The sequence below is a fragment of the Roseomonas populi genome, assembly GCF_024594815.1.
Classification (GTDB): Bacteria; Pseudomonadota; Alphaproteobacteria; order Acetobacterales; family Acetobacteraceae; genus Roseomonas; species Roseomonas populi.
Genome location: NZ_JANJOU010000038.1, coordinates 24,600 through 41,525, shown reverse-complemented (window position 1 = coordinate 41,525; position 16,926 = coordinate 24,600). Strand labels below are relative to the sequence as shown.

The window sequence follows — 16,926 nt, the reverse complement described above, 5'->3', positions numbered from 1 at the left end:
GCGGGACGGCTGGGCAGGATTCCCAGCCGATCCGCGTGCGGGCGGCGCGAGTAGTCGCAACGGGTGATCCTTGATATAGGCCACTCATGCACCGAATTGCCGCCGCCACGCGCCGTCCAGGGCGCCTCTCCTGCTCATGCTGACGGCATTCGATCTTCGCGGCACCGGCTTGCCTTCCCCTGGCCTGGACATTTCGGCCGATGATTGCCGGACGTCTCCGGCGCAGGCCGGCGGACGTGGCCGCATGCAGGAGAGGGCGGGCGGAAACAGCACGCCGGATGCGGTAGCCGAGAACGAGGCGAATCTCCCACAATGAGTGAATCGAGCCTTCCCGCGCCGGCGATGACGCGGCTCCTGTCGGTGTTCCGGACGGCGCGCGGGGAAGCCTGGCTTCGCGCGGCCGGCGTGGTGCTGTTCCTGGCGCTCACGCTGCTGATCTTCTACCGGGTGCCGATCTCCAACCGCTTCAGCGGCCTCTGGGGCGACCGCTTCGACGGCGGGATCGAGGCGAGCATCCTGGAGCACTGGTACAACGTCCTCCGCGGCCGGTCCTGGTTCTCGCAGACCAACTACTTCTACCCCAACCCCGGGACGCTCGGGTACAATGACGGCTTCTTCCTCTACGGCCTGATCCACTCGATCTTCCGGGCCTTCCGCGTCGATATCTTCCTGTCCTCCGCGCTCGTGGACATGGTGGTGAAGTCGATCGGCTTCGTTTTCTTCTATCTCTTCGTTCGCCGTGCCTTCGCGGCGCGCGCATTGCCCGCGTTGCTGGGCGCGACGGTCTTCTCGCTCTGCCACGCGCTGTTCATCCACGCCTTCCACCAGCAGCTCCTCTCGGTCAGCTTCGCTCCCGTGATGGGCTACCTGCTGCTCCGGGCGCGCGAGGCGCTGTCCGCCGGATGGGGGCGGGGCTATGCCGCCTTCGGCTGCGGGGCCGCGGCGCTCTATTCCGCCTGGCTGCTCACCGCCTTCTATATGTCGTGGTTCTTCGGGTTCTTCGCGCTCTGCTGCGCGCTGGCCATGCTCCTTATCGAAGGGCAGGGGCCGTACCGGCGGCTGCTGGCGGAGGCCTGGCGGTTCCGGTGGCATAGCCTGCTGATCGTCGCGGTCTTCGTCGTGACGCTGCTGCCCTTCCTCTCGGTGTACCTGCCGAAGGCGTCGGAGACGGGGATGCATGGCTGGCGGGACGCGCTGGCCTTCTCGCCCCGGCTGAGCGACGCGATCAATCTGGGGCCGGGCAATCTCCTCTTCGGCGGGATGTACGAGCAGCTGTGCAGGAGCTGCACGAAGGGCAACTACGAGCTGCTGATGGGGATGCCGCCCATCCTCGTGTACCTGTTCGTGTGCGCCGCTGCCTGGGCGCTCTGGAAGTACCGGGGCGAGCATGCGGGGCTGCTGCGCGCGGTGGCTGCGGCGGCGGTGGTGACCTGGCTGATGCTGTTCCGCTTCAAGTTCGGGAGCGGGTGGGAGCTTGTCTTCAACTACGTGCCGGGTGCGAAAGGCCTCCGCGTGGTCTCACGCTACCAGATCTTCCTCGCCTTTCCCGTGGCGGTGGTGGTCACGCTGTTCCTGCAGCGGGCGATGACGCGGGTGCCCTCGATCTTCGTCCTGCTGGGCGTGCTGCTGGTGGTGGAGCAGGTCGGCACCTCGCCGGGGGTGAACAGCCGGGCGGAGGAGTTGGCGCGCATCGCGGCGCCGCGGCCGCCAGCGGAGTGCCGGGCCTTCTACGTGACGAAGGCGCGAGGGCAGGATTCCGGTTCGGACCTGATGAAGCGCTATCCGCACAACGTGGAGGCGATGCTGATCGCGGAGCTGCGCAGTATCCCGACGATCAATGGGTACTCCACCTTCAATCCGCCTGGCTGGGACTTCGAGGATCCGCTGCGGCCGGATTACCTGGACCGGGTCAGGGCCTATGCCCAGGCGCGGGGCATCCAGGGATTGTGCCAGCTGGACCTGGAGACGCTGCAGTGGTCGCCTGCGGGGTTCTGACGGGGCGTCGCGGGCGGGGTTGAGGGGCCGGAGCGGGTTTCCCGCCCGCCCCCCCGCACGGGAATCAGGCCATGCGGCCGGGCGGCGCTGCCGCCCTGGTGCTGCTCTTGGATAGTGGACTTATGCGGAGCGCGCCCCGGGCGCTGGGTGGGCGGCGCGAGGTCCGTGCGAGCCTGGCCTGATCTCCAGACCTTGCGTCAGGCCCGAAGCGGTCGCGCCCTACCCTCTCCCCGGGGCCGGGAAGGCCAGATAGGCGATGCGCTTCGCCTCGATCCGGCCGCGGGTCACGGTATCGAGGATGAGGCCGCAGACGAGGGAGAGGAAGGAGAGGATGATCGCGAGCGTGGACGCGACGAAGGTCGGCAGGCGCGGCACGAGGCCCGTCTCGACGTAGGTTTCCAGGACCGGCACGAAGAGGATGGCGGAGACAAGAGCGAGAAGCGCTGCGACGACGCCGAAGAAGAGCCGCGGGCGCTCTCGCTGCACGAGGGCGAGGATCATGCGCAGGATCCGGAACCCGTCGTGGTAGGTCCGCAGCTTCGAGGTGGAGCCGGCCGGGCGCTCGCTGTAGGCCGTGCGGAGCTCGGCGACCGGCATGCGCAGCTCGAGGGCGTGGACCGTGAACTCCGTCTCGGTCTCGAAGCCCTGGGCGAGTGCCGGGAAGGACTTGATGAAGCGGCGGGAGAAGCAGCGGTAGCCGGACAGCATGTCGGTGACACGGTTGCCGAAGACCTGCCGCACCACGCCGGTCAGGACCTGGTTGCCGAGGCGGTGGCCCGGGCGGTACGCGGCCTGGGCGTCGGTGACGCGCACCCCCGTGACCATGTCCAAGCAGTCCTCGAGGAGGAGCTTGACCATGGCGGGGGCGACGAGGGGGTCGTAGGTGCCGTCGCCATCGACGAGCAGGTAAACCTCGGCCTCGACATCGGCGAACATGCGCCGGACGACGTTCCCCTTGCCCTGCAGGGATTCGCCCCGCACCACGGCCCCTGCGGCGGCCGCGGCCTGCCGCGTGTTGTCGGTGGAGTTGTTGTCGTAGACGTAGATCGTCGCTCCGGGCAGCGCCTCGCGGAAGCCGGCGACAACGCCTCCGATTGCCACCTCTTCGTTGTGGCAGGGGATCAGAACGGCGATCTCGGAATAGGTCATCGGCGGCGCGCAACGGACATGCGTCCCCCTTATCTCACCCACAAAGGGGCGTGAAGCGGTCACCGCGGCCGAGGTTCCTTTATTTGACCCGGCAGGATTCCAGCGGCTCGAGGCTGGGAACTGGCGGTGATGGCCGGCTTGGGGCGGGGGATTGGGGAGGGGGAACCCCCCCTGCGGGCGCCTACTCCTCGCTTCCGAGCAGACCCTCGACGATGCCGCGCATCAGGGCCACGCCCTCGGAAAGGCGTTCCAGCGCCAGGGGGCGGCCCCGGGCGTCGCCCCCGTTCGGGCCCCCGGGGGCGAGGACGGCGCGGTCCTGCACGAGCTCGCGGACGGAGAGGCGGCCGTCCCCGTCATAGTCCAGGCTTTCCACCATCAATCGCGCGCCGGCCACCGCGCCGAGCGTGCCGGCGGCGCTGGCGAGGCCGGAGAGGTCCGGGGAGACCTCGGCCTGGAGGGAGAGGAGCCAGGAGGCGCCGCGGAAGAGGCGCGCCAGCTCCGCGGGGCCGAGGAGGTTGTCGCCGGAGACGTCGCCGACGCGGATGAGGGCGGCGCCGCAATCGGCCACGCCGCCGGTGCCGGGGCCGCAGGCGGCCTCCAGCACCTCGATCGCGCCGAGGAAGGCGACGCCCTCGGCCTGGGCGGCGAAGGACAGGGGGGTGGCGGGGCAGCGGTGCCAGGCGGCGACGGGCGCGTCGCCGGGCAGGCGGTCGTCGCGTGTCTTGTTGTTGGGTTCGGCGGTCTCCAGGCCGTTGCCCGCGGCGCGGAGCATCAGGCGCGGCGCCTCGGGACCGCGGGCGGTGGCCACGGTCCAGCCGGAGGGGAGGGTCTGGGCCTCGGTGAAGCGGAGCAGGCGTCCGGCCTCGCCGGCCGGGATGCGGGCGGCGCCGCGTGCGGAGAGGGCGAGCATGGCGGTGGGTGCCACGCACTCGCCCTGGAACCAGGCGCCGCGGAGGGCGGTGGCGACGGGGGCTTCCTGCGCCCGGGCGGGCGAGGCGGCGGGGAGGGCTGCCAGCAGGGCGAGGGCGGCGAGGAAGGGGCGGAAGGTCATGGCAGGGGCACCTCGATCCCGGCGCAGAGGTCGATCGGGTCGCGCGTCGCCTCCCGCCCGTCACGGAACACGGCGGTCAGGCGGGCGGGGCAGGCTTCGCCCTCGGGCGGGGCGACGTCCAGCGTCTCGTTGGCGCCGAGGACGGTGGCGCCGAGGCGGTCCTCGCCGCGCGGGGCGCCGGGGGCGTCGATGTAGAGCTCCACGATCGGCATCCGGGCGGTGTTGCGCAGACGCACGCTGCCGGGGCGGGGGGCGGCGTCCGCCTCCTCGGCGTCCTCCAGCCGGGCGGTGGCGGCCCAGCCCGGGCGGAGGGTGATGGAGGGGTTCTCGCAGATGTTCACCTCGCGCCGCTCCTCCGCGCCGCCGGAGGGGAAGACGATGCGGAGATCGGCCACGCAGTCCACGGGCACGGAGAGGGTCTGGCGGTCGCCGCGGGCGAGGCCGTCCGGCAGGCGCTCCGGGCCCCAGTCGCCCTCCGATGAGGAGGAGACGTAGATCTCGTCGATCTTGGCGAGGTGGCGGTTCACGAGGGTGAGTTGGCGCTCCGGCGGGCGGGGGATGCCGCTGCCGTCGAAGGTGACGGTGCCCGTGCAGACGTTCACGCCGCGCTTCGCCTCCGCCGCGCCGTCCTCGTAGGTGGCGCGCAGGTCGGCCTCGCAGCCGGGCAGGCGGAGGCGCAGGCGGAAGGTGCTGCCGTCGGGCGCCGTCTCGCTGCCCATGCGGTCCACGCTCCAGCCCTCGTCGGTGCCGAGTTCGCCGCTACGGCCGGCGGGGACGACGTGCAGCGCGTGCATCACGCGGCCGGAGCGGTTGGCCACGGTGATGTCGCGCCAGACGAGGTTGGGGTCCGAGAGGGTGACGCGCGCGTTGCGGCAGGCATCCACGCGGGGGCGGAAAACGGTGGAGCCGTCCGCCATGACGGCCGTGATGTCGAACAGGCAGTCCCGCCGCCGGCCCAGGCGCAGGCGGTGGGTGCGGCCTGCCGGGACGAGCTCCGCCCCCAGCCGGTCCGGCCCGCGCGAGGCGGCGCCGGGCGGGGCGGCGTAGACCTCGCGCAGGTCGAGATCCGTGTCGTTGTTGATCGTCACCTCCCGCGCCGGGGCGGAGGCGTCGCCGAGGAGGATGCGGGGGGAGCGACAGAGGTCGACGTTGCGCCGATCCTCCACGCTCTCATCGGCGAGGACGGCGCGGAGCTGCCAGGCGCAGGGCTGATTGCGGCCGAGGCGGAGGCGCAGGCTGCCGCCGGCGGGCAGGGTGTCCGCGCCCAGCCGGTCCGCGCCGGGGTCGGTTTCCGTCATGGGGACGAGGTAGAGCTCGCGCACGGCGAGGCCGGTCTCGTTGGCTATCAGCGCCTCCCGCTCGGCCGCGGGGCGGTTCTGGGCTGTGGCCGGGGCGGCGGGAAGAAGGAACGCCAGGGCCAGCCCGGCCAGCGGCGCCGCCCGGAGGGCGGCCGAAACCGCGGCCGAAACCGCGGCCAGACGGGCGATCCCCATGGCGGCCGAGAGGCCAGCCGCGAACCCAACCCCGGGCCCCGCCAAGTTCCCCCGCATCCGCAACCCCGTTCCGTTCCGCTGCACCGCAGGATCGTCGCCCGAAAGCCACGGCGCAATTGCAGGAAGGACACAGGTGGCATGCCCGATGGCCAACCGCAGGCCCGGCGGCTTCAAGCCGCCGCGAGCGGGACGCGCGGGGCGGAATTCCCGGGGGGGGGGCGGATTCTGCGCGGCGCGGCGCCGGGCTAGGATGAGGGTTACGAGTCCATGGGAGGACCGACGCGATGATCCACACGACCAACCGCCGCGGCTTTCTGGCCGGGGCCGCCGCCCTGCCTGCCCTTGCCGCCCTGCCCGGCGCCGGGGCGCGCGCCCAGGGTGCGCCGCGCTACGGCAACCTGAGCATGTTCATCCCCGCGGCGCCCGGCGGCGGCTGGGACGGGCTGGGGCGGGCCATCGAGCAGGTGGCGCGCGCCAACGGCCTCGTCGGCTCCATGCAGTTCGAGAACGTGGGCGGCGCGGGCGGGGCGGTGGGCCTGCCCCGCTTCGTCGGGCAGCGCCGCGGGCGGCCGGACGCGCTGATGGTGGCCGGGGCCGTGATGGTGGGCTCCACCATCACCAACAAGAGCCCCGTTGGCGTGAAGGACGTGACGCCGATCGCCAAGTTGACGGACGAGGCGAGCGTGATCGTGGTGCCCGCCAATTCCGACATCAAGGATATCAAGGGCCTGATGGACGCGCTGAAGGCGGGGCCGCGGGCGGTTTCCGTGGGAGGCGGCTCGGCGGGCGGGATCGACCACATCCTGCTGGGGCTGCTGATCAAGACCGTGGGCGGGAACGCGCGCGAGGCGTCCTATGTCGGCTTCGCGGGCGGCGGGCCGGCCCAGGCGGCGATCCTGGGCGGGCAGGTGAAGGCGGGCATCTCCGGCCTCTCCGAGTTCGCCGAGCAGATCAAGGCGGGGCGGATGCGCGCCCTGGCCACCACCAGCGAGCAGCGGATCGACCCGAACATCCCGACCCTGAAGGAGAGCGGGATCGACATCGTGCTGGGCAACTGGCGCGGGCTCTTCGCGCCGCCGGGCATCAGCCAGCAGGTGCGGGAGACGCACCAGCGCTTCGCGGCGGACCTGCACAACCTGCCGGCCTGGAAGGAGCTGCTGAAGACGCGGGAGTGGGACGACGCCTATGTCGACGGGCCGGCCTTCGAGGAGTTCCTGAAGAAGGACGTGGAGTCCACCACGGCGGTGCTGAAGGATATCGGGCTGGCTTGAGGCGGTCTGTCCCGGGGAGAGGAAGAAGGAAATCTTCCTCTCCCCGGCCCCCTCTCCATCATCTTTTTCTACGAGTTGGTTTTACCCGGCTGACGGTGCGCCTCGGCTCGTGGGGCCGGGGCGACTGCAAGGGCAGGATGAGGCCCCTGGCGTCAGCGCCACGTCTCAAGTCAGTCCCGCGGCAGCCCGATGCAGGGCCAGGGTTGGACCTATAGGTCCAACCAGCCTCCTGGCGGGGATCCAAGGGGCGGAGCCCCTTGGGGAGCGGGGCGGCCTAACATGGGCTTCACCTTCAACATGCTTCCGCCGCCCGGCGACGCGTGCCATTCAACGCTGGGATAACCGCCCTCGGCGGGGAATGGGAACGAAGTCGCCATGAACGCAACACCGCAACGGGCGGGGACGCCGGGGGCCGATCTGGGCGTCGGGCTCTTCGTCGTCCTCCTTGGCCTGCTGACCCTTTACGCATCCTGGGCCATTCCGGAATCGCCGATCTACGCGCAGGTGGGGGCGAAGGCCGTGCCCTATCTGGTGGGCGCCGTGCTGGTGCTGCTGGGGGCCTGCCTTTCCGCATTCGCCCTGCGCGGCGGGTGGAGCGGGGGGCTGGAGGAGGAGATGGCGGCGCCGCCGACGAACTGGCGGGCGCTGGGGCTGCTGGGGGCGGGGCTGGCGGTGCAGCTGGCGCTGATCGATTGGCTGGGCTTCGTGATCGCGGCGACGATCCAGTACGTGCTGGTGTGCGCGGCCTTCGGGTCCCGCCGGCCGCTGCGGGACCTGGTGATCGGGATTCTCGTCACGCTCGGTGCCTTCCTCGGCTTCTCGCGGCTGCTGGGGGTGAATATCGGGGCGGGCGTGCTGGAGGGGATTCTGTGATGGATACCTTCGCCAATCTGGCCGCCGGGTTCGGCCATGCGCTGACGCCGATCAACCTGGCCTGGGCGCTGCTGGGGTGCTTCCTCGGCACCGCGATCGGAGTGCTGCCGGGGATCGGGCCGGCGCTGACGATCGCGCTGCTGCTGCCCGTGACCTTCAAGGTAGAGGCGACGGGGGCCTTCATCCTGTTCTGCGGCGTGTTCTACGGGGCGATGTACGGGGGATCGACGACCTCGATCCTGCTGAACACGCCGGGCGAGTCCGGCTCCATCATCACGGCGCTCGAAGGGGCGAAGATGGCGCGGAACGGGCGGGCGGGGCCCGCGCTCGTCACCGCCGCCGTGGGGTCCTTCGTGGCGGGGACGGTGGGGACGCTGGGGATCTCTTTCGTCGGGCCGCTGGTGGTGGAAGTGGCGCTGAAGCTCGGGCCGGCCGAGTACTTCTCGCTGATGATGCTGTGCTTCGTGACCGTCTCCGCCGTTCTCGGCGGTTCGGCGCTGCGCGGGCTGACCTCGCTGGGCTTCGGGCTGATGCTGGGGCTGGTGGGGATCGACCTGCAGACGGGGCAGCCGCGGCTGACCTTCGGCATCCCGGAATTGCTGGACGGGGTGAACGTGGTGCTCGTCGCGGTCGCGCTGTTTGCCGTGGGCGAAACGATGTACCTGGCCTGGCGGCACGTCGAGGGCGGGCAGGTCGTGCGGCCGATCGGCAAGCTCTGGATGAGCGCCTCCGACTGGCGGCGCAGCATCGGGCCGTGGATCCGCGGGTCTCTGCTGGGCTTCCCCTTCGGCGCGCTGCCGGCGGGCGGCACGGAGATGCCGACGATGCTGAGCTATTATGCCGAGCGGAAGATGGTGAAGCCGGAGTTCCGGGAGGAGTTCGGCACCACCGGCGCGATCGAGGGCGTGGCGGGGCCGGAGGCGGCGAACAACGCGGCGGCGGCGGGCATCCTGGTGCCGATGCTGACGCTGGGGCTGCCGACCTCGGCGACGGCCGCGATCATGCTCTCGGCCTTCCAGTCCTACGGCATCCAGCCCGGGCCGATGCTGTTCACGCAGCAGGCGGCGCTGGTGTGGACGCTGATCGCCAGCCTCTACATCGCCAACGTGATGCTGGTGGTGCTGAACCTGCCGCTGGTGGGGCTCTGGGCGCGGATCCTGAAGATCCCGACGCCGCAGCTCTACGCGGGCATCCTGGTCTTCGCGACGATCGGGACCTACGGGATCAGCAACTCGGTGATCGATCTCGTGCTGCTCTACGGGATCGGGATCATCGCGATGTTCATGCGGCGCTTCGACTTCCCCACCGCGCCGGTGGTGATCGGGATGATCCTCGGGCCGATGGCGGAGCAGAACCTGCGGCAGGCGCTGACGATCAGCCAAGGGGACTGGACCACCTTCCTGACGCGGCCGATCTCTCTGTTCATTCTGCTGCTGGCGGTGCTGGCGCTGGTGGGGCCGCGGCTGTGGGGCGCGTGGCAGGCGCGGCGGGTGGCCTGAGAGGGGCGGCCTGAGAGGGGCGAGCCGAGAGCGGCGGTGGCGGAGGCGGGGGGGCTGTCCTATATCGGGGCGGCCCCTTCCTGGTTCCTGCCTTGCCCTCCTTCACCACTGAGAGCGCCGGCCGCCCGGCCGGCGGAGCCGCTTGATCCCGATCGACTTCGAGGCGCTGTTCGGCGCCTCCCCGAATCCCTACGTGCTCGTCGATCCCGGCTTCGCCATCGTCGCCGCGAACGAAGCCTATCTCCGGGTGACGATGCGGGACCGGGCATCGCTGGTCGGGCGCAACATGTTCGAGGCCTTCCCGAGCGACCCGAACTCCGAGGGTCACCGCCTTCTCCGCACCTCGCTGGAGCGGGCGGTGCGGACGGGCGAGCGGGATCACCTGCCGATGATCCGCTACGACATCCCCCGGCCGGACGGGTCTGGGCTCGACCAGCGCTTCTGGAGCGCGACCCATACGCCGCTGCGGGGCCCGGACGGGGCGGTGGCCCTGATCCTGCAGCACACGGTGGACGTGACGGAGCTGCACGGGCTGCGGGAAATGGCCCGCCGCATCGGGCCTTCCGGGGCCGTGGCGCAGATCGAGAGCGACGTGATCCGGCGCGCCGAGGCGGTGCAGGAGGCGAACTCCGCGCTGGAGGAGGAGCGGCGCTGGCTGGAGAGCCTGTTCGAGCAGGCGCCGGGCTTCATGGCCGTGCTGGAGGGGCCGGAGCACCGCTTCGCCATGACCAACGCCGCCTACCAGGGGCTGATCGGTGGGCGCGAGGTGGTGGGGCTGCCCGTGGCCGAGGCGTTGCCGGAGGTGGTGGGGCAGGGCTTCGTGGACCTGCTGGACCGGGTGCGGGAGAGCCGGGAGCCCTTCGTTGGCCGGCAGTATCCCGTGCGGCTGGCGCAGAGCCCGGGCGCGGAGCTGGAAGAGCGGTTCATCGACTTCATCTACCAGCCCATCCTGGAGGATGGGGCGGTGACCGGCATCTTCGTCCAGGGCCACGACGTGACGGAGACGAAGCGCGCGGAGGACGCGCTGCGCGAGAGCGAAGGCCGCTTCCGGCTGGTGGCGGACAGCGCGCCGGTAAAGTTGTGGATGAGCGGGCCGGACGGAAACTGCGTCTACCTCAACCGCGCGCACCGGATCTTCTGGGGCCTGCCGGAGGAGGCGGTGGCGGGGTTCGACCTGCTCGGGGCCGTGCATCCCGAGGATCAGGGCGTCTTCCGGACCGCCCACGATCTCTCGCTGCGCGACCGCACGGGCTTCACCTCCGTCGCCCGGTTCCGCCGGCATGACGGGGCCTGGCGGACGCTGCGGACGGAGGCGCAGGCGCGCTTCGCGCCGGACGGCGCCTTCCTCGGGCTGATCGGCGTGAACGTGGACATCACCGAGATGCACGAGGTGGAGGACGCGCTGCGCCGGGAGAAGCGCGTGCTGGAGGTGCTGAACGGCACGGGCACCGCCATCGCGGCGGAGCTGGACCTGGACCGCGTGGTGCAGATGGTGACGGATGCCGGGGTGGAGCTCTCCGGCGCGAAGTTCGGGGCCTTCTTCTACAACGTGCTGGACGACAAGGGCGCGAGCTACATGCTGTACGCCTTGTCCGGCGTCGAGCGCTCCGCCTTCGAGAACTTCCCGATGCCGCGCGCGACCGCGGTGTTCCAGCCCACCTTCCAGGGCGAGGGCGTTATCCGTTCCGACGACATCACCGCCGATCCCCGCTATGGGAGGACGGTGCCCTATGGCGGGATGCCGCCGGGGCACCTGCCCGTGCGGAGCTACCTGGCGGTGCCCGTCACGTCCCGCTCCGGCGAGGTGCTGGGTGGATTGTTCTTCGGGCATCCCCAGCCCGGGCGGTTCAAGGCGGAGCACGAGGCGCTGCTGCGGGGCGTGGCCGGGCAGGCGGCGGTGGCGATCGACAATGCGCGGCTCTACCAGTCCGCCCAGCGCGACATCCGGCACCGACGGCGCGCGGAGGAGCAGCTTCGGCAGCTGAACGAAACCCTGGAAGCGCGCGTCGCGACCGAGATCGCGGAGCGGCGGCAGGCGGAGGCGGCGCTGGCCCAGGCACAGAAGATGGAATCCATCGGCAAGCTGACCGGGGGCGTGGCGCACGACTTCAACAATCTGCTGCAGGTCGTCTCGGGTAATCTCCAGCTTCTTCTGCGCGACGTGGCGGGGAATGAGCGGGCGGAGCGGCGGCTGACCAACGCCATGGCGGGGGTATCGCGCGGGGCGAAGCTGGCGGCGCAGCTGCTGGCCTTCGGGCGGCGGCAGGCGCTGGAGCCGAAGGTGGTGAATATCGGCCGGCTGCTGGCGGGGATGGAGGACCTGCTGCGGCGTTCCATCGGCGAGGCGGTGGAGATCGAGACGGTCGTCTCCGGCGGGCTGTGGAACACGCTGATCGATCCCGTGCAGATCGAGAATGCGCTGCTGAACCTGGCGATCAACGCGCGGGACGCGATGGAGGGCGCGGGGAAGCTGACGATCGAGGTGGGCAACGCCTTCATCGACGACGCCTATGCCCGCGCGCATCCGGAGGTGAATCCCGGGCAGTACGTCATGCTCGCTGTCACCGACACGGGCTGCGGCATGCCGCCCGAGGTGCAGGCGATGGTGTTCGAGCCCTTCTTCTCCACCAAGGCGGAGGGGAAGGGATCGGGGCTTGGCCTCTCCATGGTCTATGGCTTCGTCAAGCAGTCCGGCGGGCACGTGAAGATCTACTCGGAGGTCGGGCAGGGCACGACGGTGAAGCTCTATCTGCCGCGCGCGCGGAAGGCGGAGGACGTGGTGGTCTCCGTCGAGGGCGGGCCGGTGACGGGCGGCACCGAGACGATTCTCGTGGCCGAGGACGACGACGCCGTGCGGGCCACCGTGGTGGAGCTGCTGACGGAGCTGGGCTACCGCGTGCTGAAGGCCCGGGACGCGGCGAGCGCACTGAGCGTGGTGGAGAGTGGCGTTCCTATCGACCTGCTCTTCACCGACGTGGTGATGCCCGGGCCGATGAAGAGCACGGAACTGGCCCGGCGCGCGCGGGAGCGGCTGCCCGGCCTCTCCGTGCTGTTCACCTCCGGCTACACGGAGAACTCCATCGTCCATGGCGGGCGGCTCGACGAAGGGGTGGAGCTCCTCTCCAAGCCCTATACGCGGGAGGCGCTGGCGCGGAAGCTGCGCCACGTGCTGGCGAGCAGCGCCGGGCGCGGGGTTGCGGCACCCGTCCCGGAGCCGGCGCCCGAGCCTGCGGGCCCTGCGCGCGTGCTGCTGGTGGAGGACGACCCGATGATCCGCGCCGGCACGGCGGAGATGCTGCGCGACGCGGGGCACGAGGTGGCGGAAGCGGGGAGCGCGGAGGCCGCGCTCGACCGGCTGCGGGAGGCCGAGGTGGATGTGGTGGTCACCGATCTCGGGCTGCCCGGGCTCTCGGGCGATGCCTTCGCCCGGGAGGCGCGGGCGCTGCGGCCGGGGATCGGGGTTGTCTTCGCCACGGGCCGGGACGAGGCGCCGGAGGATGCGCCGGACGGGGCGGTGGTTCTGCGCAAGCCCTATGACGCGGCGGGGCTGGTCGAGGCGGTGCGGAAGGCGGGAATGAACGCCGGGTGACGGGATGTCCCGGGGAGAGGAAGAAGGAATTCTTCCTCTCCCCGGACCCCTCACCATCATCTTCTTTTAGGAGTTGGGATCACTTTGCTGGCGGTGCGCCTCGGGTCCATGACTCGAGGCGACTGCAAGGGCAGAAAAGAGCCCTCTCATACCGAAACCCCGTGTCAGGACGGCGCGGCGGCAGCCAGACGGGAGGTCCAAGAACCTCAGGTTCCTGGCGGGGGTCCAGGGGGCAGAGCCCCCTGGAGTTGCCTCAGCCGACGATCTCGGAGCCGGCGAAGAAGAAGGCGATCTCGGTGGCCGCGTTCTCCGGGCTGTCGGAGCCGTGGACGGAGTTCGCCTCGATGCTCTCGGCGAAGAGCTTGCGGATGGTGCCCTCGGCCGCGTTGGCGGGGTTGGTGGCGCCCATGATCTCGCGGTTGGCGAGGACCGCGTTCTCACCCTCGAGGACCTGCACGACGACCGGGCCGGAGGTCATGAAGGAGACGAGGTCCTTGAAGAAAGGGCGCTCCTTGTGGACGCCGTAGAAGGTCTCGGCCATCGCCTGGGACATCAGGATGCGCTTCTGGGCGACGATGCGGAGGCCCTTCTCCTCGAAGACGGCGTTGATCTTGCCGGTGAGGTTACGGCGGGTCGCGTCGGGCTTGAGGATGGAGAAGGTGCGCTCGGTGGCCATGGTGGCTGTTCCCTGTCTGGAGAAGCGTCTGGACTCGGGGGGCGGGTAGCCTTGCCCGGGCTGTTCGGCAAGGGGGACGGGGGCGGGGCCGGAAAAAGGGTGCCGGGCCGCCTTATCGGGAGGGCGATCCGGGCCAGTCGTTCGGGGCCACGCGGAGCAGGGCGTAGCCGAGCAGGCCGGAGACGAGGGAGCCGGCGAGGATGCCGATCTTGGCCTCGGCCTGGAGGATGGGGTCTCCCGGGAAGGCGAGAAGGGTGATGAAGAGGCTCATGGTGAACCCGATGCCGCAGAGGAGGGCGGTGCCGAAAAGCTGGGTGCGGCTGGCATAGGGGGGGAGGTCGGCGAGGCCGAGCTTGATGGTGAGGGCGGCGGCGCCGAAGACGCCGACGGCCTTGCCGACCAGGAGGCCGAGGGCGACGCCGAGGGTGACGGGGGCGGCGAAGGCGGAGGCGGGCAGGCCGAGGAAGGGCACGCCGGCATTGGCGAGGCCGAAGATCGGCACGATGAGGAAGCCTACGGGGAGGTGGAGGGCGTGCTCCAGCCGGTGGAGGGGGCTGATCGCGTCGTCGTCCGGCGCGGCCTGCCGGGCGCGCAGCGGGATAGCGAGGGCCAGGAAGACGCCGGCGAGGGTGGCGTGCACGCCGGAGCGGAGGACGAGGACCCAGAGGACCGCGCCGAGGAGCAGGTAGGGGATGAGGTTGAGGACGCCGGCGCGGTTGAGGGCGAAGAGGAGGGCGAGCACCAGGGCGGCGCCGGCGAGGTCCGGCAGGGAGAGGCCGGAGGTGTAGAAGAGGGCGATGATCACGACGGCGCCGAGGTCGTCGATGATGGCCAGCGCCGCGAGGAAGACGCGGAGCGAGGCGGGGACGCGCTTGCCGAGGAGCGAGATGACGCCGAGGGCGAAGGCGATGTCGGTGGCCGAGGGGATGGCCCAGCCATGGGCGGATTCCCCGGGGTTGAGCAGGAGGTAGACGAGGGCGGGGACGGCCATGCCGCCGGCGGCGGCGATGCCGGGCAGGGCGCGGCGGGGCCAGGTGGAGAGCTGGCCGTCCAGGGCTTCGCGTTTGATCTCCAGGCCGACGAGCAGGAAGAAGACGGCCATCAGGCCATCATTGATCCAGAGTTCCACCGAGAGTGGGCCGAGGGGGGCGTGGAGGACGGCCTGGTAGGCGGCGTTGAGCGGGGTGTTCGCGATGACCAGGGCCAGGGCCGCGGCCGCCATCAGCACCAGCCCGGCGGAGGACTGCCCTTCGAGGAAGCGGCGCAGGGCGCTGGGGCGGGTGTCGTGGTGGGCGGCCTGGGCCATCGGGACTCCGTTTCGTGGCGGGGGATGCCCCTAGCACGGGGGGCGGCGGCGGGAAGGGATATTCGAGGGTTCCTCCTGGAATGATGCGGCGCATCATCGGCGTTCCGTTGCCCGGGGCGGCGCGGTAGAAGCCGGGCATGACGGTGCTTGCCCTTCGCGACCTGACCATCCGCATGGCCGGGCGCACCCTTCTCGACGGCGCGAACCTGCAGCTGGACCCCGGGCGCAAGCTGGGGCTGGTGGGGCGGAACGGGACGGGGAAATCCACCCTGTTCCGGGTGCTGACCGGCGCCTTGCAGCCGGATGGGGGCGAGGTGCGGATCGCGGCCCGCGCCCGCATGGCCCATGTGGCGCAGGAGCAGCCGGGGACGGACGTGTCCCTGCTGGAGACGGTGCTGGCGGCGGATACGGAGCGGTCCGAGCTTCTGGCGGAAATGGAGAACGGCGATCCGACGCGGCTGGCCGAGGTGCAGGAGCGGCTGATCGCGATCGGGGCGGATGCGGCGCCGGCGCGGGCGGCCACCGTTCTGGCGGGGCTGGGCTTCGATGCCGAGGCGCAGCAGCGGACGGTGAAGGAGTTCTCCGGCGGGTGGCGGATGCGCGTGGCGCTGGCCTGCGCCCTTTCGCTGGAGCCGGACCTGCTGCTGCTGGACGAGCCGACGAACCACCTGGACCTGGAGGCCACCATCTGGCTGGAGGGGTGGCTGCGGCGCTTCCCCGGGGCGGCGATCATCATCTCGCACGACCGGGAGGTGCTGGACGAGTGCGTGGACAGCATCGCGCATCTGGATCGCGGGAAGATCACGACCTACCCGGGTGGGTATTCCGAGTTCGTGCGGATCCGCGGGGAGCGGATGGCGCAGCAGGCGGCGCTGAACGAGAAGGTGCTGGCGCAGCGCGCGCATATGCAGGCCTTCGTGGACCGGTTCCGCGCCAAGGCGACGAAGGCGCGGCAGGCGCAGTCGCGCCTCAAGGCGATCGAGAAGCTGCCGCCGGTGATCGAGGTGGCGGAGGACGGATCGACGCGGTTCGAGTTCCCGGACCCGCCGGAGGTGCCGCCGCCGATTCTGACGATGTACGACGCGAGCGTAGGCTACGGGAACCGGACCATCCTCTCCGGCCTCGGGCTGCGGCTGGACCAGGATGACCGGATCGCGCTGCTGGGCGCGAACGGCAACGGCAAGTCCACCCTGGCGAAGCTGATTGCGGGGAAGCTGGAGGCGCGCTCCGGCGAGGTGAAGCGCACGCCGCGGCTGAAGATCGGCTATTTCGACCAGCATCAGGCGGAGGCGCTGGACCCGGAGGGGACGCCGCTGTCCCACATGCAGGCGGCGATGCCGCCGCAGGCGACGGTGACGCAGGCGCGGTCCCAGCTGGCGCGGTTCGGGCTGGACGAGGACCGGGCGACGACCCTGATCCGCAACTGCTCGGGCGGGGAGAAGGCGCGGCTGATGCTGGCCATCACCACGCGGGACGCGCCGCAGCTGCTGATCCTGGACGAGCCGACGAACCACCTGGACATCGATGCGCGCGAGGCGATGGTCCGGGCGCTGGCGGACTACAAGGGCGCGGTGGTGCTGATCACCCACGACCCGCACATGGTGGAGCTGGCGGCGGACCGGCTGTGGCTGGTGGCAGACGGGAAGGTCTCGCCCTTCGACGGGGACCTGGACGACTACCGGGCCTGGCTGGCGAACCGCGCGCGGGAGGCGCGCAGCGAGGCGCGGGCGGCCAAGGGTGATTCCGCGGCGCCGGCCAAGCCGACGGCGGCCAGCCGGGCGGCGGCGCGGGCGGCCCTGGCGCCGATCCGGGAGCGGGTGAAGGAGATCGAGGCGCGGCTGGAGAAGCTGCGGCTGGAGGACGGGCTGCTGGAGAGGAAGCTCTCCGACACCGAGACCTATTCGCGCTTCAAGCCGGCCGATATCGCCTGGGCGAATACGCGGCGCGCGGCGATCGCCGCCACCGTGGCAAAGCTGGAGGAGGAGTGGCTGGAACTGAGCGAGAAGCTGGAAGCCGCCTGATCC

General features: G+C 71.1%; 11 protein-coding genes. 6 read left to right on the top strand and 5 right to left on the bottom strand.

The genetic code is table 11. The features are described from left to right. The first annotated feature begins 312 nt into the window (after positions 1-312). On the top strand, positions 313-1,995 hold the full coding sequence (locus tag NRP21_RS26705; RefSeq protein WP_257719294.1) for a glycosyltransferase family protein: 1,683 nt from the start codon (positions 313-315) through the stop codon (positions 1,993-1,995). Between the two features lie 219 nt (positions 1,996-2,214). Here the strand turns inward: NRP21_RS26705 and NRP21_RS26700 are convergent, their stop codons facing one another. The 3 genes from NRP21_RS26700 to NRP21_RS26690 form a co-directional block, all read right to left on the bottom strand. Then, on the bottom strand, positions 2,215-3,144 hold the full coding sequence (locus tag NRP21_RS26700) for a glycosyltransferase (protein ID WP_257719293.1): 930 nt from the start codon (positions 3,142-3,144) through the stop codon (positions 2,215-2,217). A 181-nt stretch (positions 3,145-3,325) separates the two neighbouring features. Continuing rightward, a complete protein-coding gene (locus tag NRP21_RS26695; RefSeq protein ID WP_257719292.1) occupies positions 3,326-4,195 on the bottom strand; it encodes an EF-hand domain-containing protein in 870 nt (289 codons plus the stop codon). Beyond that, positions 4,192-5,688 (bottom strand): hypothetical protein, encoded by a 1,497-nt coding sequence (locus tag NRP21_RS26690; protein ID WP_257719291.1) that lies wholly within the window; start codon positions 5,686-5,688, stop codon positions 4,192-4,194. The genes NRP21_RS26695 and NRP21_RS26690 overlap by 4 nt, the downstream gene beginning before the upstream one ends. A 284-nt stretch (positions 5,689-5,972) precedes the next feature. On the opposite strand from NRP21_RS26690, the gene NRP21_RS26685 reads away from it, so the two are divergent. From NRP21_RS26685 to NRP21_RS26670, 4 genes are all read left to right on the top strand, one after another. Beyond that, positions 5,973-6,959, top strand: a complete 987-nt coding sequence (locus tag NRP21_RS26685; RefSeq protein ID WP_257719290.1) for a Bug family tripartite tricarboxylate transporter substrate binding protein — start codon at positions 5,973-5,975, stop codon at positions 6,957-6,959. Between the two features lie 375 nt (positions 6,960-7,334). Next, positions 7,335-7,832: a tripartite tricarboxylate transporter TctB family protein gene (locus NRP21_RS26680; RefSeq protein WP_257719289.1), complete on the top strand. Its 498-nt coding sequence runs from the start codon at positions 7,335-7,337 to the stop codon at positions 7,830-7,832. Further along, complete coding sequence (locus NRP21_RS26675) at positions 7,832-9,331, top strand: tripartite tricarboxylate transporter permease (protein ID WP_257719288.1); 1,500 nt, start codon at positions 7,832-7,834, stop codon at positions 9,329-9,331. The genes NRP21_RS26680 and NRP21_RS26675 overlap by 1 nt, the downstream gene beginning before the upstream one ends. A 142-nt stretch (positions 9,332-9,473) precedes the next feature. Continuing rightward, entirely contained in the window at positions 9,474-12,920 is a 3,447-nt protein-coding gene (locus NRP21_RS26670) for a hybrid sensor histidine kinase/response regulator (protein ID WP_257719287.1), read from the top strand. Between the two features lie 253 nt (positions 12,921-13,173). On the opposite strand, the gene ndk is transcribed toward NRP21_RS26670, so the two are convergent. Continuing rightward, complete coding sequence (gene ndk, locus NRP21_RS26665) at positions 13,174-13,596, bottom strand: nucleoside-diphosphate kinase (RefSeq protein ID WP_257719286.1); 423 nt, start codon at positions 13,594-13,596, stop codon at positions 13,174-13,176. A 112-nt stretch (positions 13,597-13,708) separates the two neighbouring features. Continuing rightward, complete coding sequence (gene nhaA / locus NRP21_RS26660) at positions 13,709-14,902, bottom strand: Na+/H+ antiporter NhaA (protein WP_257719285.1); 1,194 nt, start codon at positions 14,900-14,902, stop codon at positions 13,709-13,711. Positions 14,903-15,039: 137 nt separating this feature from the next. Between nhaA and NRP21_RS26655 the strand changes: the two genes are divergently transcribed. Then, on the top strand, positions 15,040-16,923 hold the full coding sequence (locus NRP21_RS26655) for an ABC-F family ATP-binding cassette domain-containing protein (protein ID WP_257719284.1): 1,884 nt from the start codon (positions 15,040-15,042) through the stop codon (positions 16,921-16,923). Positions 16,924-16,926: the final 3 nt, after the last annotated feature.

Excerpts from the sequence above, each read along its gene's own strand:
- NRP21_RS26705 (WP_257719294.1), top strand. The coding sequence starts at position 313 with ATGAGTGAATCGAGCCTTCCCGCGCCGGCGATGACGCGGCTCCTGTCG.
- NRP21_RS26685 (WP_257719290.1), top strand. The coding sequence starts at position 5,973 with ATGATCCACACGACCAACCGCCGCGGCTTTCTGGCCGGGGCCGCCGCC.
- NRP21_RS26700 (WP_257719293.1), bottom strand. The coding sequence starts at position 3,144 with ATGACCTATTCCGAGATCGCCGTTCTGATCCCCTGCCACAACGAAGAG.
- NRP21_RS26655 (WP_257719284.1), top strand. The coding sequence starts at position 15,040 with ATGACGGTGCTTGCCCTTCGCGACCTGACCATCCGCATGGCCGGGCGC.
- NRP21_RS26695 (WP_257719292.1), bottom strand. The coding sequence starts at position 4,195 with ATGACCTTCCGCCCCTTCCTCGCCGCCCTCGCCCTGCTGGCAGCCCTC.
- nhaA (WP_257719285.1), bottom strand. The coding sequence starts at position 14,902 with ATGGCCCAGGCCGCCCACCACGACACCCGCCCCAGCGCCCTGCGCCGC.
- NRP21_RS26675 (WP_257719288.1), top strand. The coding sequence starts at position 7,832 with ATGGATACCTTCGCCAATCTGGCCGCCGGGTTCGGCCATGCGCTGACG.
- NRP21_RS26680 (WP_257719289.1), top strand. The coding sequence starts at position 7,335 with ATGAACGCAACACCGCAACGGGCGGGGACGCCGGGGGCCGATCTGGGC.
- ndk (WP_257719286.1), bottom strand. The coding sequence starts at position 13,596 with ATGGCCACCGAGCGCACCTTCTCCATCCTCAAGCCCGACGCGACCCGC.
- NRP21_RS26690 (WP_257719291.1), bottom strand. The coding sequence starts at position 5,688 with ATGGGGATCGCCCGTCTGGCCGCGGTTTCGGCCGCGGTTTCGGCCGCC.